Source organism: Streptomyces sp. Ru71 (genome assembly GCF_002920535.1).
Lineage (GTDB): Bacteria > Actinomycetota > Actinomycetes > Streptomycetales > Streptomycetaceae > Streptomyces.
Map to the genome: position 1 here is coordinate 1 of NZ_PQSS01000022.1, position 18,890 is coordinate 18,890.

Annotated in this window: 16 protein-coding genes and 1 pseudogene; 3 read left to right on the forward strand and 14 right to left on the reverse strand. The window is 71.8% G+C overall.

Features of this window, described 5'->3' with window-relative positions; genetic code table 11:
• The 13 genes and pseudogenes from C3489_RS15745 to C3489_RS15810 form a co-directional block, all read right to left on the reverse strand.
• Positions 1-224, reverse strand: a pseudogene (locus tag C3489_RS15745) (glucose-6-phosphate isomerase); the annotation flags it as partial.
• Positions 225-276: 52 nt separating this feature from the next.
• Positions 277-1,545, reverse strand: a complete 1,269-nt coding sequence (locus C3489_RS15750) for an MFS transporter (protein WP_103782451.1) — start codon at positions 1,543-1,545, stop codon at positions 277-279.
• A gap of 211 nt (positions 1,546-1,756) precedes the next feature.
• The gene (locus tag C3489_RS15755; protein WP_003957010.1) at positions 1,757-2,092 is read right to left on the reverse strand and encodes an RNA polymerase-binding protein RbpA; all 336 of its coding nucleotides are present in this window, start codon (positions 2,090-2,092) and stop codon (positions 1,757-1,759) included.
• A gap of 243 nt (positions 2,093-2,335) precedes the next feature.
• Positions 2,336-2,566 (reverse strand): preprotein translocase subunit SecG, encoded by a 231-nt coding sequence (secG, locus tag C3489_RS15760; RefSeq protein ID WP_181139691.1) that lies wholly within the window; start codon positions 2,564-2,566, stop codon positions 2,336-2,338.
• Between the two features lie 114 nt (positions 2,567-2,680).
• Positions 2,681-3,457 (reverse strand): triose-phosphate isomerase, encoded by a 777-nt coding sequence (gene tpiA / locus C3489_RS15765; protein ID WP_103782453.1) that lies wholly within the window; start codon positions 3,455-3,457, stop codon positions 2,681-2,683.
• 6 nt (positions 3,458-3,463) lie between these two features.
• On the reverse strand, positions 3,464-4,675 hold the full coding sequence (locus C3489_RS15770) for a phosphoglycerate kinase (protein ID WP_103782454.1): 1,212 nt from the start codon (positions 4,673-4,675) through the stop codon (positions 3,464-3,466).
• 145 nt (positions 4,676-4,820) lie between these two features.
• Positions 4,821-5,828 carry a type I glyceraldehyde-3-phosphate dehydrogenase gene (gene gap, locus C3489_RS15775; protein ID WP_103782455.1) on the reverse strand — a complete coding sequence of 336 codons (1,008 nt, stop codon included), beginning with the start codon at positions 5,826-5,828 and terminating at the stop codon, positions 4,821-4,823.
• 381 nt (positions 5,829-6,209) lie between these two features.
• The gene (locus C3489_RS15780; protein WP_103782456.1) at positions 6,210-9,158 is read right to left on the reverse strand and encodes a M14 family metallopeptidase; all 2,949 of its coding nucleotides are present in this window, start codon (positions 9,156-9,158) and stop codon (positions 6,210-6,212) included.
• Between the two features lie 147 nt (positions 9,159-9,305).
• Complete coding sequence (gene whiA / locus C3489_RS15785) at positions 9,306-10,295, reverse strand: DNA-binding protein WhiA (RefSeq protein ID WP_103782457.1); 990 nt, start codon at positions 10,293-10,295, stop codon at positions 9,306-9,308.
• On the reverse strand, positions 10,286-11,353 hold the full coding sequence (gene yvcK, locus C3489_RS15790) for a uridine diphosphate-N-acetylglucosamine-binding protein YvcK (protein WP_103782458.1): 1,068 nt from the start codon (positions 11,351-11,353) through the stop codon (positions 10,286-10,288). The genes whiA and yvcK overlap by 10 nt, the downstream gene beginning before the upstream one ends.
• Entirely contained in the window at positions 11,350-12,309 is a 960-nt protein-coding gene (gene rapZ / locus C3489_RS15795) for an RNase adapter RapZ (protein ID WP_103782459.1), read from the reverse strand. The genes yvcK and rapZ overlap by 4 nt, the downstream gene beginning before the upstream one ends.
• On the reverse strand, positions 12,306-14,396 hold the full coding sequence (gene uvrC / locus C3489_RS15800) for an excinuclease ABC subunit UvrC (RefSeq protein ID WP_103782460.1): 2,091 nt from the start codon (positions 14,394-14,396) through the stop codon (positions 12,306-12,308). The genes rapZ and uvrC overlap by 4 nt, the downstream gene beginning before the upstream one ends.
• Positions 14,397-14,579: 183 nt before the next feature.
• Entirely contained in the window at positions 14,580-14,993 is a 414-nt protein-coding gene (locus C3489_RS15810) for a Rieske (2Fe-2S) protein (RefSeq protein ID WP_103782528.1), read from the reverse strand.
• Positions 14,994-15,179: 186 nt separating this feature from the next.
• Between C3489_RS15810 and C3489_RS15815 the strand changes: the two genes are divergently transcribed.
• On the forward strand, positions 15,180-16,370 hold the full coding sequence (locus C3489_RS15815; RefSeq protein WP_146075322.1) for a LacI family DNA-binding transcriptional regulator: 1,191 nt from the start codon (positions 15,180-15,182) through the stop codon (positions 16,368-16,370).
• Positions 16,367-17,275: a carbohydrate kinase gene (locus C3489_RS15820; RefSeq protein WP_103782461.1), complete on the forward strand. Its 909-nt coding sequence runs from the start codon at positions 16,367-16,369 to the stop codon at positions 17,273-17,275. The genes C3489_RS15815 and C3489_RS15820 overlap by 4 nt, the downstream gene beginning before the upstream one ends.
• 26 nt (positions 17,276-17,301) lie before the next feature.
• On the opposite strand, the gene C3489_RS15825 is transcribed toward C3489_RS15820, so the two are convergent.
• A complete protein-coding gene (locus C3489_RS15825) occupies positions 17,302-18,165 on the reverse strand; it encodes a helix-turn-helix domain-containing protein (protein ID WP_103782462.1) in 864 nt (287 codons plus the stop codon).
• A gap of 101 nt (positions 18,166-18,266) precedes the next feature.
• On the opposite strand from C3489_RS15825, the gene C3489_RS15830 reads away from it, so the two are divergent.
• Positions 18,267-18,824 (forward strand): YceI family protein, encoded by a 558-nt coding sequence (locus tag C3489_RS15830; protein WP_103782463.1) that lies wholly within the window; start codon positions 18,267-18,269, stop codon positions 18,822-18,824.
• Positions 18,825-18,890 lie beyond the last annotated feature (66 nt).

Below are 18,890 nucleotides of genomic sequence, written 5' to 3' on the forward strand. Positions count from 1 at the left end.
GTCGCCGCGGCCAACTCCCGCAGCAGCCGCAGGGTCTCGTCCGTGACGAGGTGCTTGGAGTAGTCGATGTGCAGGTCACCGACCTGAAGGGTGTATCCGGTGCCGCGCTCGGGATCGGCGGCGAACAGTTCCCTGAGATGCGTGTCGGCCAGCTCTTCCCGGTGCTTGGCGAGCGCGGCCCATTCCGGCGTCTGGTGGAGCCTCGTGCGGGCGTCTGCGTTCATGTCCGACTTCAGCCTTCTTTCGTGCCTGTCCCAGCGGTTCCAACCTATTCGATCACCGTGCGGCGCGAACCGTCGTGGCGCCGTCGTCCGGCGTGACAACGGGTACGTCCATGCGGCGCGCGGGTATCAGCGCGGCGACGGCCGGCAGGAAGAACCCGGCGGCGAGCAGTGCGGGCGTGTTCGGCCCCCAGGCGGTGGCGACGGCGCCGCCGAGCAACGCGCCGAGGGGCGCACCGGCGACGGCCAGGGTGCGGTACGCGGAGCTGACCCGGCCCAGCATCCCGGCGGGGCTGCGCTGTTGCATCAGCGTGGTGGTGCTGACGTTCCACACCATGCCCATGAACCCGAACACGGCCATCGCCGCCACCAGGGCGGCCAGGCTGCGCGCCGTGCCCATCACGAGCAGCGCGCCGGTCTGCACGGCCCCGGCGAGCAGCACGGCGCGCACCTGCCCCAGGCGGGCGACCAGCCGCCCGTTGGCGGCGCCGCCGAGGAGGTTGCCGACCGTGTAGGCGGCGCCCGCTGCCGCGTAGCCCGCGCTGCCCGCGTGCAGCCAGTCGGTGACGATGACGACCAGGGTGGCGATGAGGGCGCCCATGCCGATGTTGCACAGCGCGGTGGCGGTGCACAGTCCGCGCAGGGTCCGGTCCCGCCACAGGGTGCCCAGCCCCTGGGCGATCTCCCGGCGCAGGGTGCTGCCCGTCGGCCGTGCCTCGCGCTCGGGGGCGGGCGTGCGCAGGGAGGCGACGAGCGCGGCGGCCAGCAGGAAGGTGACGGCGTCGGCGGCGAACGGGACGGCGGCGCCGGCCGCGAGGAGCAGCGGTGCGACGGGGGTGCCGAGCAGGCCGCCCGCGATGCGCTGGCCCGTCATCAGGCGGGCGTTGGCGCTGCCCAGGGCCTCACCGGGCACGAGTGCGGGCAGCAGGGCGGTGGCGGCGTTGTCGAACAGGGTCTGCAGGGTGGTGAGGGTGAAGGCCAGGGCGATCAGCAGGGCGATGGAGGCGTGGCCCTGGGCCACGGCGACGGCGAAGCAGGCGAGCAGCAGGCCCCGTGCCGCGTCCACCGTCCACATCGCGCGCCGCTGGTCCACCCGGTCGGCGACGGCGCCGCCGAGCAGTCCGAAGACCAGCCAGGGCAGATAACCGCAGGCCGTGACCGCGGCGATGAGCAGCGGCCGGTCGGTGAGCGTCACGGCGAGCAGCGGCAGCGCGGCCGTCCGCACGGAGTCACCGAAGCTGGAGAGCACGGCGGCGCCCCACAACCGCCCGAATCCCCCACGCCACGCGGGCGCCACCGCACCCTTCGCCTCGACCCCTGTCACGGCTCCCCCTCCCGGTCCACACCGACGCGTAGAACGGTAGAGGGCACCACTGACAACGGTCCGTGGCCGAGGGTGCGGGTCCGGGTGACAGGGCCCCAGCCCCGCGCGGGCGCGGTGACAGAGCCACCGGCCTCAGCACAGGCGCCGGTTCCGCCGGGGGGCGAAACGCCGCCGGCCAGGCGCCCTTGGGTGCCCGGCCGGTCGTCAAGTTCTAGATCTCGCCCCGCAGTTTGGCGAGCGCCTCGGCGAGGATGGCCTCGCCGTCCGCGTCGCTGCGCCGCTCCCGTACGTACGCCAGGTGCGTCTTGTACGGCTCGGTGCGCGGCGGGTCCGGCGGGTTGTCCCGGTCCTGTCCGGCCGGGAAGCCGCAGCGCGGGCAGTCCCAGGTGTCGGGCACCTGCGCGTCGCTGGCGAAGCTCGGCTGCGTCTCGTGCCCGTTGGAACACCAGAAGGAGATGCGCAGCCGGGGCGCGGACTCGCCGCGCTCGGCCTCGCCCATCGGCCCAGCCCCGACCCGGCTTCCTCGGATCGCGTTGCCACTTGCCACGGTCGTAACTCCCTGCGTGATGGTGCCGCGAAGCGAGTCGGCGTTTCGCTTCGCCGCGAGCGCCTCAGTCTACGTAAGGCCCAACGCGCGTCCAGTGATGGGAGTTACAGCCCCCGCCCATAGACGCAAGCCCCATGATAGGCCGCGCTCCGGGGCGCGCACCGACCATGGGGCCTTACGTAGCGGAATGTGCGGGATGTGCCTGATCTGCGTCGTCGGCTTTTCGGCTTCGGCTTTTCGACTTCAGCTGTTGGTCTTCATCAGGATGCCGAGCACGATGATGCACGCGAGCCACAGCAGACCGATCACCACGGTGATGCGGTCCAGGTTGCGCTCGGCGACCGAGGAGCCGCCGACGGAGGACTGCACGCCGCCGCCGAACATGTCGGAGAGGCCGCCGCCCTTGCCCTTGTGCATCAGCACCAGCAGCATCAGCAACAGGCTGAAGACGATCAGGGCGATCGAGAACCCCAGAACCACGGCTGGACCAACTTCCTCGGTATCGGATGGACGACGGGGGCCGGCGGACATCCACCGGCCCCCGCAAGGGTACGACGAAACGCCGTCACCGCATACTCACAGCTCGCCTCACTGATCGCGGAAGCGCACGATCTTGACGAACTCGTCGGCATCCAGCGAGGCGCCGCCGACCAGGGCGCCGTCGATGTCGGCCTGGGCCATGATCTCGGCGACGTTGCCGGCCTTCACGGAGCCGCCGTACTGGATGCGGACCTTGTCGGCCAGCTCCTGGGAGTACAGCTCGGCGAGCTTGGCGCGGATCGCGGCGCAGACCTCCTGGGCGTCCTCGGCGCCGCACACCTTGCCGGTGCCGATGGCCCACACGGGCTCGTAGGCGATCACGATGGTCTCGGCCTGCTCGGCCGGGACGTCCTTCAGACCGCCCTCGACCTGGCTGAGGGTGTGGGAGACGTGGTTGCCCGCCTCGCGGACGTCCAGTTCCTCGCCGACGCACAGGATCGGGGTCAGGCCGTGCTTGAAGGCGGCCTTGACCTTGGTGTTGACGATCTCGTCGGTCTCGGCGTGGTACTGGCGGCGCTCGGAGTGGCCGATGGCCACGTACGTGCACTTCAGCTTGGCCAGCATCGGGCCGGAGATCTCACCGGTGTAGGCGCCGGAGTCGTGCGCCGAGATGTCCTGGGCGCCGTACTTGATCTTCAGCTTGTCGCCGTCGACCAGGGTCTGCACGGAGCGCAGGTCGGTGAAGGGCGGCAGGACGGCGACCTCGACGGCCTCGTAGTCCTTGTCGGCCAGGGCGAAGGCGAGCTTCTGGACGTGCGCGATGGCCTCAAGGTGGTTGAGGTTCATCTTCCAGTTGCCCGCCATCAGCGGCGTGCGAGTGGTCATGCGGGGTCAGTCCTCCAGTGCGGCGAGGCCGGGGAGCGTCTTGCCCTCAAGGTATTCGAGGGAGGCGCCGCCGCCGGTCGAGATGTGGCCGAAGGCGTTCTCGTCGAAGCCGAGGGTGCGCACGGCGGCGGCGGAGTCACCGCCGCCGACGACGGTGAAGCCCTTGGACTCGACGAGCGCCTGGGCGACGGCCCGGGTGCCTCCGGCGTAGTCGGGGTGCTCGAAGACGCCCATGGGACCGTTCCAGAAGACGGTCGCGGCGTCGGCGAGCTTCGAGGCGTACAGCTCCCGGGTCTTCGGGCCGATGTCCAGGCCCTCCTGGTCGGCCGGGATGGCGTCGGCGTCGACGGTGGTGTACGTCGCCGGGGCCTTGGTCTTCAGGTCCGGGAACTCGGTGGAGACCAGCACGTCGACCGGCAGGACCAGCTCGACGCCGCTCTTCTCGGCGCGCTCCATGTACTCCTTGACGACCGGGATCTGGTCCTCCTGGAGCAGGGAGATGCCGACCTCGTAGCCCTTGGCCTTGAGGAAGGTGTACGCCATGCCGCCGCCGATGAGGAGGCGGTCGGCCTTGCCGAGGAGCTGGTCGATGACGGCGAGCTTGTCGGAGACCTTGGCGCCGCCGAGCGCGACGACGTAGGGCCGCTGGACGTCCTCGGTGAGCTTCTTCAGGACGCCGACCTCGGTGGCGATGAGGTAGCCGGCGTAGTGCGGGAGCTTCTTCGGCAGGTCGAAGACGGAGGCGTGCTTACGATGCACGGCGCCGAAGCCGTCGCCGACGTAGACGTCGGCGAGCGCGGCGAGCTGGTCGGCGAAGGCGGCGCGCTCGGCGTCGTCCTTGGACGTCTCACCGGCGTTGAAGCGCAGGTTCTCGATGACGGCGACCTGGCCGTCGGTCAGGCCCGCGACGGTGGCCCGGGCGGAGTCGCCGACGGTGTCGGTCGCGAAGGCGACCTCGCTGCCGAGGAGCTCGCCGAGGCGCGCGGCGGCCGGGGCGAGGGAGAAGGCGGGGTCCGGGGCGCCCTTGGGGCGGCCGAGGTGGGATGCGACGACCACCTTGGCGCCCGCCTCGGCGAGGGCCTTGACGGTGGGCAGCACGGCGCGGATGCGGCCGTCGTCGGTGATGGTCGTGCCGTCGAGCGGCACGTTGAGGTCGGCGCGGACGAAGACCCGCTTGCCGCTCACGCCGTCGGCGAGAAGTTCGTCGATCGTCTTCATTGCTGGGGACTCTCCTGAGGAGGGCTCGTGGTGCTCCGTGATCGTAAAGGGACCGGTCCTGTACGTGCGTCAGGGCCCGGCCGGTGCGCGACGGTGCGCACCGGCCGAGCCCTGCTGTCGCATCGAGATGCCTACGGGAGGCTTGTCAGAGCTGGTTGCCGACGAAGACCGTGAGGTCGACGAGGCGGTTGGAGTAGCCCCACTCGTTGTCGTACCAGCCGATGACCTTCACGTTCTTGCCCTCCTGGACCATGGTCAGGGAGGAGTCGAAGGTGCAGGACGCCGGGGCGTTGACGATGTCGGAGGAGACGATCGGGTCCTCGGTGTACTCCAGGATGCCCTTGAGCTCGCCCTCGGCGGCCTTCTGGAAGGCGGCGTTGACCTCTTCCTTGGTGACCTCGCGGGACAGCTCGACGACCAGGTCGGTGACCGAGCCGGTCGGGACCGGGACGCGCATGGCCATGCCGTCCAGCTTGCCCTTGAGCTGCGGCAGCACCAGGGCGGTGGCCTTGGCGGCGCCGGTGGTGGTGGGGATGATGTTCTCGGCGGCGGCACGGGCGCGGCGCAGGTCCTTGTGCGGGAAGTCCAGGATGCGCTGGTCGTTCGTGTACGCGTGCACCGTCGTCATCAGGCCCTTGACGATGCCGAAGTTCTCGTCGAGGACCTTGGCCATCGGCGCCACACAGTTGGTGGTGCAGGAGGCGTTGGAGATGACGTTGTGGTTGGCCGCGTCGTAGGTGTCCTGGTTGACACCCATGACGATGGTGACGTCCTCGTTCTTCGCCGGGGCGGAGATGATGACCTTCTTGGCGCCACCCGCGATGTGCTTCTCGGCGTCTTCCTTCTTGGTGAAGATGCCGGTCGACTCGATGACGATGTCGACACCCAGCTCGCCCCACGGGATGTCGGCGGGGTTGCGCTCGGACAGGACCTTGATGGTCTTGCCGTCGACGGTGATGGTGTCCTCGGTGTGCGAGACCTCCTGCTTGAGGCGGCCGAGGATGGTGTCGTACTTGAGCAGGTGTGCGGTGGTCGCGGTGTCACCCAGGTCGTTGACAGCCACGATCTCGATGTCGGCGCCCTGCTCAAGCAGCGCGCGGAAGTAGTTACGACCGATGCGGCCAAACCCGTTGATGCCTACGCGGATCGTCACGAACCGATCTCCTCGTTGGGTACGCCGGCCATGCGGAGCCGGCGAGCTCTGTTTGGGATGTCCCCGACCACCCCCGACCCTACCTCTCCGAGGCCCCCGGAGTGACATCGAGATGTCACATACGCGGGCAGGCGGTCCGTACCCACTGGTAGGGGTACGGACCACGTGGATCGGCGATGGAAACGCCCGGGTTTACTACGAAATGCCTACCCTTATTGACGCCGTTGTCACTCGTTCGTGAGCGCGTCGGCTCACCTGATGCGGGCCCTTTTCGTGCACCCCTGAGAGGGGCCGCGCTCACCTGTGGAACAAGGTGGGCGACATCTGTCAACGTTGCCTGCGTCACCCACCCGAAACGTCCCCTGTGAGCGCGGCGGAACGTCATCTGCCGAGCGCGGCGAGCGCCCTGCCGAGCAGTGCCGTGCGGTCGGCCGCGGACGGCAGGTGCTCCAGCCCGAAGCCCAGCAGCACGGTGTCCTCGGTGGTGACCGCCCCGTAGGTGCGGAACAGCGTTCCGGTGCGGGTCCAGTCCTTCAGGACGGCCGGGCTGCCCGCCGGCGGACCGGCGGCCTTCCAGGTGCCCAGGGACGTCTCGAACCCCTCGGTCTCCCGCGCGCTGCCCCCGGCGACGAGCTGGACGTCGTCGGCGAGCACGCCGTGCCCGCCGGTGCCGGGGTCGGTGACATAGCTGAGCGAGACCTCGACGCTGCGGCCCGCGTAGGCGCTCAGGTCGAAGCTCACCTGCTGCCAGCCGCTGGAGGCGCCGGTGAGGCTGTTCCAGCTGCCGGAGGTGCCGGTCGCGGTGCAGCCGTTCGCCGTCAGGGTCAGATAGTGCGTGAGCCAGGGGTGCTCACCGACGTAGAAGCCGCCCCCGCACTCCTCGGGCACCTTCGTGCTGGTCGCGCCGCCCGCCTCGGGCAGCGTCGTCCAGTCCTCGGCGCCCACGCCGTGCGCCTCGACCAGCGCGTGGTCGTAGCCCGGCTCGGTGTCCCACAGCAGCCGCATGCGCAGGGCCGGCTGGTCGGCGGCGGTCACACCGGTGAGGTCGATGGTGCGGGTGAGCCGCTTGTAGGCGTCGTCGGTGTGCACGGCCGCCGCCATCGACGCGCCCGCGTACGGCCCGTACGGGTTCACCGTCCCGGCGAACTGGCCCGCCCCGGCGCTCGCGAACTGGGGATGGCTGTCGGCGGGCAGCTCCTCGGAGGTCACGCCGTACGTGCCCGCCTTGTCCAGCGCGTTGCCGGGCGCCGCGGCAAGGCCGCCGGAGAAGCCGTCCAGCGCGCCGGAGCCGGTGAACCCGGTGGCGCCCGGGGTCGACGTACGCGAGTACGCGCCCAGGTAGTACTGGCTGAAGTCGTCGGACAGGGTGCCGCCGCCCAGGTCGACGCTGCCGCCGGCCTGTTCCCCCGCCTCGATCAGCTTGCCGCCCTCGTTGAGGTAGGCGCGCAGCTGGAGCTGGGTGGCGTTGCCGGGGACGGAGGCGCCCGTGTAGTGGACGACCGTCCGGAAGTGCTTCAGCACACCGAGCGCGTCGGGCACACCCTGCGTGGCCACGTCCCAGACGACGGCCCGGTGCCCGGTGGCCTTCAGCGCGTCGGCGTACGTCTGCGCCTGGACGGCCTTGGCGCCCTCCTCGGCGACCACGAGGGTGTCGGCGCGGGGCCGCTCGGCGACGGTGTAGGTGAAGTGCTCGCTGGAGATCCGCCGGCCGCTCGGGCTCTCGCCGGTGAACCACACCTCGACGCGATCCCCCGGGTCGCCGTCCTCGACCTTGGCCCGGTACTCGTCGAAGTACAGGTTGTCGGCGCCGCCGTAGCGCTCACCGCCCTTCCAGGGCCGCAGCGCCCTGTCGTGCGTCCGGCCGCCGTTGACGCGGTACTTCAGCTCCTTGTCCCGCACGGCCTTGCGTACGACGACCGAGACCTCCTGTTCCGCGCCCCGGGAGTAGGACGTGGTGAACGGCGCCGGGGTGAAGTCGGCGGCGCTCAGGCCGACCGAGGACGACGGCCGGTCGGGGTGGGCCGCCGTCTCGGCGACGGACAGCGCGAAGGGGACGTTCTTGGCGAACTCCTGCTGGATCAGCTTCTCGTCGTCGGGGAAGGTGAAGACCGAGCGGCAGTCGGCCGCGTTCCAGGCGTCGTCCGGATCGGCGTTCGACGCGGTCTGGCAGGTCGACATCTCCGGGGTGAACATGGCGACGCCGTTGACGTTTCCGGCGTGCCCGTCCGCCTCGCCGTTGGTGGTGTACAGCTCGGAGGAGACCTGCGGGTGGTAGCCGGGGATCGCGGAGTTGTCCGGCGTGCCCGCGAGCGCCTTGTACAGCACGTCGTCCGGGGTCGGGGTGGCGACCTGCCAGCCGACGCCGTAGAGGAGGAGCTCGGCGGCGGAGTGGTAGTTGATGGCGTACCGGAAGCCGACGCGCTTCTCGAAGGCGTCCAGGGCCCGGGTCTCGGGCTCGGAGGCCGGGGCGGCGCCGCGGTAGGTCTGGCTGGTGGGGTTCGGGGACGAACCCTCGTCGTCGTAGCCCCACTTGTAGGCGAAGTTGCGGTTGAGGTCGACGCCGTCGCCGGTGGAGATGACGCCGTCGCCGTTGACGTCCCGCAGGTTCTTGCGCCACAGGCGCGTGCTCGCGTCCTTGAAGGTGTAGTCGTAGCCGTCCGGGTTGGCCGAGAGCACGAACCACAGCTCGGTGGAGTCGACGATCTTCTTGATACGCCGGTCGGTGGTGTAGTGGTCCAGGTAGTGGTGGAGCAGCCGGCGCGTCATCTCGGGCGTGATCCACTCGCGCGCGTGCTGGTTGGACATGTACAGCACGGCGGGCTTGGCGCCGTCCCGTGTCCTCTTGGCGTTCTTGGTGAGCTTGAGCGCGAGGATGTCCTGGCCGTTGATCGTCTTGCCGATGGAGACCACCTTGGTCAGGCCGGGGTGCTGCTGCCCGGTCCTGACGATCTCCTCCTTCAGGCCGCCGGCCCCGCTGTACGGCCGGAAGACGCCCTGGGCGGCGTTCTCGACGCGTTGCTCGGCACGGGCGGACAGGGTGCGCTCGGTGAGGGCGACGCCCTTCTCGCGCAGCTTCGCGGCCTGCTCGTCGGTGAGGTAGACCTCGACGGCGGCCCTGCCCCTCTCCGGGGTTCGTGCGCCGAGTTCGTGGGCGTCCTGTCCGGCGGCCAGCAGCAGGGGTACCTGCTCCTTGGTGACGTCGGCGCGGAAGACCTTGATCTCGTCGGTGTCGTGACCGGGTGACGGTTGTGCCTGGGCGATGGGTGCGAGGCTCGCTCCGCCGAGCAGGAGCGCGCCGACAGCGAGGATCGATCTCGCTCTGGGTCTCATGAACCCCCCTAGCAGTGGTTCGCCACAGCGACGAATGGTTGCCAGGCTCATGTCACTGCATGATCGAGTCAAGAGCGCCTCAAGGACACGGAAACGCCGGTGGCTTGGACCTGAACGGCCCAAGCCACCGGCGCTGGTGAGGTTTCGTCAGCCGGCCAGGTTGTCGGCCAGCTCCTCGCTGAGGTTCGCCTCCGTGCCCGGAATGCCGAGGTCGGCGGCGCGCTTGTCGGCCATGGCGAGCAGCCGGCGGATACGGCCCGCCACCGCGTCCTTGGTCAGCGGCGGGTCGGCGAGCGCGCCCAGCTCCTCCAGGGACGCCTGCTTGTGCTCCATGCGCAGCCGGCCGGCGGCCGCCAGGTGCTCGGGCACGTCCTCGCCAAGGATTTCGAGGGCGCGCTGCACCCGGGCCCCGGCCGCGACGGCCGCGCGGGCGGAGCGGCGCAGGTTGGCGTCGTCGAAGTTGGCCAGCCGGTTCGCCGTGGCGCGCACCTCGCGGCGCATCCGGCGCTCCTCCCAGGCCAGCACCGACTCGTGCGCGCCGAGCCGGGTCAGCAGCGCGCCGATGGCGTCGCCGTCGCGGACCACGACCCGGTCCACTCCGCGCACCTCGCGGGCCTTGGCGGCGATCGACAGCCGGCGCGCGGCCCCGACCAGCGCGAGCGCGGCCTCGGGGCCCGGGCAGGTCACCTCAAGGGAGGAGGAGCGACCGGGCTCGGTGAGCGAGCCGTGCGCGAGGAAGGCCCCGCGCCAGGCCGCCTCCGCGTCGCAGGTGGCCCCGGAGACCACCTGCGGGGGCAGGCCGCGGATCGGGCGGCCCCGGCCGTCCACCAGACCGGTCTGGCGGGCCAGCTGGTCACCGCCCGCGACGACCCGCACCACGTAGCGCGAGCCGCGGCGCAGTCCGCCCGGAGCCATCACGATCAGCTCCGAGCTGTGGCCGAAGATCTCCAGGATGTCCCGCTTGAGGCGGCGGGCCGCCATCGCGGTGTCCAGCTCCGCCTCGATCACAATGCGCCCGCTCACCAGGTGGAGGCCGCCGGCGAACCGCAGAATGGCGGAGACCTCCGCCTTCCTGCAGCAGGTCCGGGTGACGGGGAGCCGGGAGATCTCGTCCTTCACCGCTGCCGTCATCGCCATGGGCCGATCCTTCCATGCATCCGAAAAATACGGTCGTACGCGGCGGCCAGCAGCTCGGGGTCGTGCCGGGGAGTTCCGTCCGTCCGCGCGACCGGCGCCAGCTCGACCGCGGCACCCAGCCGCTTGGCGGCCTCGGTGAGCGAGTCGCGGTCGGGCACGGCGGCCTCGTCGGCCAGCACCACGTCGAGGGCGAGTTTAGGGGCGTGTCGCCCCAAAACCTCCAAATGACGCTGCGGGGAGAAGCCTTCGGTTTCCCCGGGCTGCGGAGCGAGGTTCAGCGACAGCACCCGGCGTGCCTTGGTCTGGGTGAGCGCGTCCAGCAGCTCGGGCACGAGCAGGTGCGGGATCACCGAGGAGAACCACGAGCCGGGACCCAGGACCACCCAGTCCGCGTCCAGGACCGCCTCCACTGCCTCGGGCACGGCCGGCGGGTCGTGCGGCACCAGGTGCACCGACTGCACATCGCCGGGGGTGAGGGCCACGGTGGCCTGCCCGCGCACGGTGTCCACGTCCTCGGGGCGCTCCGGGTCGTGCCCCTTGACCAGCGCCTGCAGCTCCAGCGGCACGGCCGACATGGGCAGCACGCGTCCGTGCGCGCCGAGCAGCCTGCCGACCAGGTCGAGCGCCTTGACGTGGTCGCCGAGCTGTTCCCACAGGGCGACGATCAGCAGGTTGCCGACCGCGTGGTCGTGCAGGTCGCCCTGGGAGTGGAAGCGGTGCTGGATGACCCGGGCCCAGGTCTGGCCCCAGTCGTCGTCCCCGCACAGCGCGGCCAGCGCCTTGCGCAGGTCGCCGGGCGGCAGCACCCCCAGTTCGTCGCGCAGGCGCCCGCTGGAGCCGCCGTCGTCGGCGACGGTGACGACGGCGGTGAGGTCGCCGGTGATCCGGCGCAGCGCGGCGAGCGAGGCGGACAGGCCCATGCCGCCGCCCAGGGCGACGACCTTGGGCTGGGTGCCCCGGCGGCGCGGCCTGGCGCCCCGGGCCTCGGCGGGCCGGCTCGCCCGCCCTTCGGGCATGACCCGGCGCAGCCGGCTCAGCCGCGGAGTACGTCGCGTCATTCCCGTCCCATGTCCCGGTGCACGACCACCGTCTCCACACCCTCGGCGGCGAGCCGCGCGGCGAGCTTCTCCGACATGGCCACCGAGCGGTGCTTGCCGCCGGTGCAGCCGACCGCGATGGTCACATAGCGCTTGCCCTCACGCCGGTAGCCCGCGGCGACCAGCTGAAGCAGCTCGGTGTACCGGTCCAGGAACTCCTTGGCGCCGGGCTGGTTGAAGACGTAGCCGGCGACCTCCTCGTTGAGCCCGGTGTACGGGCGCAGCTCGGGCACCCAGTGCGGGTTGGGCAGGAACCGCATGTCCACGACCAGGTCGGCGTCGACCGGCAGGCCGTACTTGAAGCCGAAGGACATCACGGTCGCCCGCAGCTCGGGCTCCTCGTCGCCGGCGAACTGGGCGTCCATCTTGGCGCGCAGCTCGTGCACGTTGAGGCTGGAGGTGTCGATCACCAGATCGGCGTCGCCGCGCAGCTCGCGCAGCAGTTCGCGCTCGGCGGCGATGCCGTCGACGATCCGGCCGTCGCCCTGCAGCGGGTGCGGGCGGCGCACGGACTCGAAGCGGCGCACCAGGGCCTCGTCGGAGGACTCCAGGAAGACGATCCGCCGGGTGACGCCCTTGGAGTCGAGGTCGGCGAGGGACTCGCGGAGGTTGTCGAAGAAACGCCGGCCGCGTACGTCGACGACGACCGCGATCCGGGCGACGTTGCCCTGCGAGCGCGCGCCGAGCTCCACCATGGTGGGGATCAGGGCGGGCGGCAGGTTGTCCACGACGAACCAGCCGAGGTCCTCCAGACACTTGGCCGCGGTCGAGCGGCCCGCTCCGGACATGCCGGAGATGATCACCAGCTCGGGGATGGCCGCGTCGGGGACCCCGGGCGTCTCGCCATTCGTGCCCGTACTCACGTGTGCTCCGTCTCCGCCTTGACCCTGTTGCCCGTCGTGCTTGTTCACGGTCATGTCTCCTGCCCCCGTCGTTCGTCCGGGGCGCCCGTCGTCACGGGTTCCCCGCCGGAACCCATGGTGCCGGGTTCCTCATCCTCAATGATCTCTCCGGTCGCCGTGTTCACGGCCGGTGCGGCCGGGGACGCCTGGGCCAGTGCCACGGCGATCGTCTCGGCCGTCTTGCGGCCTATGCCGGGGACCTCGCAGATCTGGTCGATGGTGGCGGCTCGCAGTTTCTTCAACGACCCGAAGTGCTTCAGCAGTGCCTGCTTGCGCGTGTCGCCGAGGCCGGGCACGTCGTCCAGGGGGCTGGAACGGAAGCGCTTGGCCCGCTTGGAGCGCTGGTAGGTGATCGCGAACCGGTGCGCCTCGTCCCGCACGCGCTGGAGCAGGTAGAGGCCCTCGCTGGTGCGGGGCAGCACCACCGGGTCGTCGTCGCCGGGCAGCCAGACCTCCTCCAGGCGCTTGGCCAGGCCGCACACGGCGACGTCGTCGATGCCGAGCTCGTCGAGCGCCTTCTGGGCGGCGGCGACCTGGGGCTGTCCGCCGTCCACGACGACGAGCTGGGGCGGGTAGGCGAACTTCCTGGGCCGGCCGTCGTCGTCCTTGAGGCCGGGGCCCCCGTCGGGGCTCTCGGGCAGGCCGCTGCGCGCGTCCGCGCCGTCGACGCCGCCGTCCTCGTCCACCCACTCGCCGGTGCGCTCCTTCTCGGCGAGGTAGCGCCTGAAGCGGCGGGTGATCACCTCGTGCATGGAGCGGACGTCGTCCTGCCCCTCGAAGCCCTTGATCTGGAAGCGGCGGTACTCGCTCTTGCGGGCGAGTCCGTCCTCGAAGACGACCATGGAGGCCACGACGTCCTGCCCCTGCAGGTGTGAGATGTCGTAGCACTCGATGCGCAGCGGGGCGCTGTCCAGGTCGAGGGCGTCGGCGATCTCCTCCAGGGCGCGCGAGCGCGTGGTCAGGTCGGAGGCGCGCTTGGTCTTGTGCAGCACCAGCGCCTGCTGGGCGTTGCGCTGCACCGTCTCCATCAGCGCCTTCTTGTCACCGCGCTGCGGGATGCGCAACGAGACGCTCGACCCGCGGCGGCCGGTGAGCCACTCCTGCACCGGCTCGACCGGGTCGGGCAGCGCCGGGACGAGGACCTCCTTGGGTACCGCGTCCCCGCTCTCCTCGCCGTACAGCTGCTGCAGGGCGTGCTCGACGAGGGCGCCGGTGGTGATCTCCTCCACCTTGTCGGTGACCCAGCCGCGCTGGCCGCGCACGCGTCCGCCGCGCACGTGGAAGATCTGCACGGCCGCCTCCAGCTCGTCCTCGGCGACGGCGATGAGGTCGGCGTCGGTCGCGTCCGCGAGCACGACCGCGTTCTTCTCCATGGCCTTCTTCAGGGCCTCTATGTCGTCCCGCAGGCGGGCGGCCCGCTCGTACTCCATCTCCTCGGCCGCCTCCATCATCTGCTTCTCCAGGCGGCGCAGATAGGTGCCGGTGCGGCCGGCCATGAAGTCGCAGAACTCGTCGGCCAGCTCCCGGTGGTCCTCGGGGGCGATCCGGCCGACGCAGGGGGCGGAGCACTTGCCGATGTAGCCGAGCAGACAGGGGCGGCCGGTGCGGGAGGCGTTCTTGAACACGCCGGCCGAGCAGGTGCGCACCGGGAAGACGCGCAGCAGCAGGTCGACGGTGTCGCGGATGGCCCACGCGTGCGCGTACGGGCCGAAGTACCGGACGCCCTTCTTCTTGTGACCGCGCATCACCTGCACGCGCGGGAACTCCTCGTTCATCGTCACCGCGAGGTAGGGGTAGCTCTTGTCGTCGCGGTACTTGACGTTGAACCGGGGGTCGTACTCCTTGATCCAGGAGTACTCCAGCTGCAGCGCCTCGACCTCCGTGGACACCACCGTCCACTCCACGGACGCGGCCGTGGTCACCATCGAGCGGGTGCGGGGGTGCAGGTTCGCCAGGTCCTGGAAGTAGTTCGCCAGGCGCTGGCGCAGGCTCTTCGCCTTTCCGACGTAGATCACCCGGCGGTGCTCGTCACGGAACCTGTACACCCCCGGGGAGTCCGGGATCTCACCCGGCCTGGGGCGGTAGCTGGAGGGGTCGGCCATGTCTCACACCCTACTGGCGCACGCTGACAGCGCGGCGCGGCTGTGGACAACGCCGGGCGGGTGTCCCGGGGGCGTCGGGAGGAGCGGGGCGGGGTGTCCCGGAGGGGCTTGGGGCGGGGTGCCCGGAGGGTCCCGGGGCGGGAAGCCCCGGAGGGTCTCGCGGGGCGGGGCGCCCGGAGAGTCTCAGGCCGAGGGGCTCGCGACGATCCGGCCGTTCTCGACCTTGACCGACAGCTCCTTGAGCGGCTCCGTCGCCGGGGCGTGCAGCACCTCACCGGTCGTGGCGTCGAACTGGCTGCCATGGCAGGTGCAGGTCAGCTTCGTGCCGTCCAGCTTGGCGATGGGGCACTGCGCGTGCGTGCAGATCGTGCTGAAGGCCTTCAGCGAACCGGCGGAGTCCCGGCTGACCACCACGTTGTGCTTGCGGTCCAGCTTCGCGCCGCCCTGGGGGACCTCGCTCTCGGCGCCCACGTCGACCGGACCGGTGGGCCGGCCCGGCCCGGACTCGGAGCAGGCGGTGAGGCCGAGACCGGCGGCGGGGACGGCGGCGGCACCCTTCAGCAGGGTGCGGCGGCTGGGTACCGGGCTGCCGGACATGAGGTTCTCCACGGGTTCGGACGGTGGTGCGTGCGTGACGATACCGCCCCTGATCACCCCCGTGTTCACCGGCTCCCTGGCGCCGGACCGGACGTAAACGTTTACGCAAGCGTTTACGTCAGCCGCGGGATGAGATAGCTTCCCCGCCTGAGCCCACAGTCGAAAGCCCGGGAAGGGAGCGCCCGCATGCCCACCATGGCCGACGTCGCCCGCTCGGCCGGCGTGTCCGTCGCGACCGTCTCGCACGTGCTCAACGGCACCCGCCCGGTCCTTCCGCAGACCCGCCAGGCCGTCCTGGACGCCATCGACGAGCTGGGCTACACCCCGAACACCCTGGCCCGCTCGCTGGTGACCTCCCGGACCCGGTCCATCGGCCTGGCGGTCTCCGCGATCAGCAACCCCTACTTCACCGAGATCCTCCAGGGCGTCGAGGCGGCCGCCCTGCAGGAGGGCTACAGCCTGCTCATCGCCGACCCGCACGACGACCCCGCGCACGAGCGCCGGGTCGTGCAGCTGCTGCACGAGCGCCGCGTCGACGGCCTGATCGTCGCGCCGTCCGCCCGCCCCGACGACCTGGTCGCCTATCTGACCCGGCACGCCGTCCCCACCGTCCTGCTCGACCGCGCCGTCCCCACCCCGCCGGACGCGGCGCCCCGCTTCGACCAGGTGTGCGCCGAGAACGCGGAGCCCACCGCCCGGCTCGTCACCCATCTCGCCGGGCTCGGCCACCGCCGCATCGGCCTGATCGCCGGGCTGCCCGGGCTGAGCACCACCAGGGAGCGGATCAGCGGCTACCGGGACGGGCTCGCGGCCGCGGCGCTGCCCTATGACGAGCGGCTCGTCGTGCACGGCGACTCCGCGACCGGCGGCGCCGAGCGGGCCACCGCCGACCTGCTGTCGCTCGCCGCAGCGCCCACCGCGCTGGTCAGCGCCAACAACGCGATGACCATCGGCGCGCTGCGCGCCCTGCGCTCCCGGGGCCTGGCCGTGCCCGGGGACATCGCGCTGTGCTGCTTCGACGACTTCGCCTGGGCGGACCTGTTCTCCCCCCGGCTGACGGCGATCGCCCAGCCCAGCAGGGAGCTGGGCGCCACCGCCGTCCGCGTGCTGCTGGAGCGGCTCGCCCGGCCGGAGCGGCCGGCGCGGACCGTGCGGCTGCCCTGCTCGTTCGTCCACCGCACCTCCTGCGGGTGTCCGGAGGAGGCTGGTCCCGAAGCGGCCGGTTTTGCGGAGGCCGGTTTCGGAGAGGCCGGTTCCGCGGAGGCCGGTTCCGCGGAGGCCGGTTCCGCGGAGCTCCGCCCCGATGCGCCCGGCCCCGATGCGCCCCGCCCCGAAGCGGCCCGTCCGAAAGCGTCCCAGAAAGGAACCGTCGCATGATCGTCGTCGCCGGTGAGGCACTGATCGACCTGGTACCGCAGGGCACGGGTGCCCTCGCCGCCCTCCGGCCGGCGCTCGGCGGCGGCCCGTACAACACGGCGGTCGCCCTGGGGCGCCTGGGCTCCCCCACCGCCTTCTGCTCCCGGGTGTCGCACGACGCGTTCGGCGAGGCCCTGCTCGACGGGCTGCGCGCCGCCGGGGTGGACGTCACGGCCGTACAGCGCGGCCCCGAGCCGACCACGCTGGCCGTCGCCACGATCGGCGCCGGCGGCTCGGCCGCGTACTCCTTCTACGTCGAGGGCACCGCGGACCGGCTCTTCTCTGCGCCGTCGGCGCTGCCGGCCGGAACCCGGGCGGTGTCCTTCGGCACCTGCTCGCTGGTGCTGGAGCCGGGCGCGAGCGCGTACGAGGAGCTGATGCGCACGGCGGCGGCGCAGGGCCTGTTCACCGCCCTGGACCCGAACATCCGCCCGGGGCTGATCCCCGACGCGGACGCCTACCGGGCCCGCTTCAAGAGCTGGCTGCCCTCGGTGACGCTGCTCAAGCTGTCCGAGGAGGACGCCCTGTGGCTGGGCGGTACCCCGCAGGAGTGGCTGGCCGCCGGCCCGTCGGCCGTGGTGATCACCCACGGCGGCGACGGTCTGACCGCGTTCACCGCGGACGGCGGGGTGCACCCCGTGCCCGGCGAGGCGGTGGACGTGGTGGACACGATCGGCGCGGGCGACACGGTCAACGCCGCCCTGCTGCACGGGCTGGCCGCCCGCGACGCCCTCTCCCCCGCCGCCCTGGCGGCCCTGGGCCCCGACGGCTGGCAGGAGCTGCTGCGGTTCGCGGCCCGGGCGGCGGCGGTCACCTGCTCACGGGCGGGCGCGGAGCCGCCGTACGCGCGGGAGCTGGAGGACTGACCAGCGGGGGCCCAGGGCCGCAGGTCTCAGCCCGTGTCGGCCACCGCGCGCAGGGCGCCGGGGCGGCGGCCGGCCAGGCGGTCCAGGGCCGCCGCCGTGGCGTCGTCGGCGGGCAGGTGGACGACCACCCACTGACCGTCCTCCGGCAGCGCGAGCGTCTCGTACAGCAGCCTCAGCTGCCCCACCTCGGGGTGCGCGACCCGGCGTGAGCCCACCCGGCGCGGCACCGCGGACAGGTCGGCGAACCGGTCGGCGAACTCCGCCCCGGCGGTGATCGTGAGCTCCTCGGCGAGATCGGCGACATAGGGGTCCCGCAGCGGCACCTCGTGCCGGAGCCGGGCGACCGTCTCGTCGGCCACCCGGTCCCAGTCGGGGTAGGCCGTGCGGGCCCGCTCGTCGGTGAACAGGTGGCGCAGCAGGTTGGGGGGCTCGCCGTCGAGGGCGCCGAGCGGCCCGAAGAGCCGGGCGTGACCGCTGGTGTGGGCGATGACGTCGCCGACCCAGTTGATCACCGCGGCGGGGGCCGGCTCAAGGCGGTCCAGCACCGCCCGCACGGTGGGGCGCGCGGTCCGGCTGAGCGGCGGGGCGGCGGCGCACACCAGCGGGTCGCCGTCGTGCGCCTCCTTGGTCAGACGGCGCAGCAGCAGCCGTTCCTGGAGGGTCAGCTGCAGCGCGTCGGCGAGCGCGCCCAGCACCTGCGCGGAGGGGTTGCGGTCCCGGCCCTGCTCCAGCCGGGTGAGGTACTCGACGCTGATGCCGGCGAGCGTCGCCAGTTCGGCTCGCCGCAGCCCCGGTGTGCGGCGGCGAAGGCCGGCCGGCAGCCCGGCCTGCTCGGGGCCGACCGCTTCCCGCCGAGCCCGCAGGAACCTGCCCAACTCGTTGTCGCTCACGAACGCGAACGTACCAATGCCGGGCTCCGAAAGGGTGGCCCTGCCACTACCAGGCTTCGGCCGGTCTCCCTGCGCGGTGGCCGAGGCCGCAGGGTGAGGGCATGACGAACGAGACCATCACCACGCCTGCCGCTCTGCCGCTCGCCCCGGGGGTCTGGGCCCTGGACCCGCTGCACTCCGCCGTGAACTTCACCATCCGCCACCTGGGCATCGCCAAGGTCCGGGGCCGTTTCAACGGGGTGCGGGCCGAGCTGTACGTCGGTGAGCGCATCGAGGACGTCCGGGTGTCCGCGACGATCGACCTGGCCACGATCGACACGGGCAACCCCGACCGGGACGCGCATGTCCGCACGTCCGACCTGCTCGACGTCGCCAAGCGCCCGACGATGGACTTCCGCTCCAGCCGGATCCGGGGCGAGGGCGAGGACTGGACCATGGAGGGCGAGCTGACCATCGGCGAGGTGACCCGCCCGGTGACGCTGGCCGTGGAGTTCGGCGGGCTGGTGGACGTGCCGGTCGACGGCAGCCGGCACGCCGGGTTCGAGGCCACGGGCGAGATCCGGCGCGCGGACTTCGGCCTGGACTTCGCTCCGGGGCTGCTCGGCGACGTGGTCAAGATCCAGCTGGACATGCAGTTCGTGGAGCCGACGAGCGCCTGAGCCGGCCGGGAACGACGACGGGCGGTGCCGCCGCGGGACATCTCCGTGGAGGCACCGCCCAAAGGC

Bases quoted from the DNA above. Each gene is read 5' to 3' on its own strand.
- tpiA (WP_103782453.1), bottom strand. From the start codon at position 3,457: ATGACCACTCGCACGCCGCTGATGGCGGGCAACTGGAAGATGAACCTC.
- C3489_RS15770 (WP_103782454.1), bottom strand. From the start codon at position 4,675: ATGAAGACGATCGACGAACTTCTCGCCGACGGCGTGAGCGGCAAGCGG.
- C3489_RS15780 (WP_103782456.1), bottom strand. From the start codon at position 9,158: ATGAGACCCAGAGCGAGATCGATCCTCGCTGTCGGCGCGCTCCTGCTC.
- whiA (WP_103782457.1), bottom strand. From the start codon at position 10,295: ATGGCGATGACGGCAGCGGTGAAGGACGAGATCTCCCGGCTCCCCGTC.
- yvcK (WP_103782458.1), bottom strand. From the start codon at position 11,353: ATGACGCGACGTACTCCGCGGCTGAGCCGGCTGCGCCGGGTCATGCCC.
- rapZ (WP_103782459.1), bottom strand. From the start codon at position 12,309: ATGACCGTGAACAAGCACGACGGGCAACAGGGTCAAGGCGGAGACGGA.
- uvrC (WP_103782460.1), bottom strand. From the start codon at position 14,396: ATGGCCGACCCCTCCAGCTACCGCCCCAGGCCGGGTGAGATCCCGGAC.
- C3489_RS15810 (WP_103782528.1), bottom strand. From the start codon at position 14,993: ATGTCCGGCAGCCCGGTACCCAGCCGCCGCACCCTGCTGAAGGGTGCC.
- C3489_RS15815 (WP_146075322.1), top strand. From the start codon at position 15,180: ATGCCCACCATGGCCGACGTCGCCCGCTCGGCCGGCGTGTCCGTCGCG.
- C3489_RS15820 (WP_103782461.1), top strand. From the start codon at position 16,367: ATGATCGTCGTCGCCGGTGAGGCACTGATCGACCTGGTACCGCAGGGC.
- C3489_RS15830 (WP_103782463.1), top strand. From the start codon at position 18,267: ATGACGAACGAGACCATCACCACGCCTGCCGCTCTGCCGCTCGCCCCG.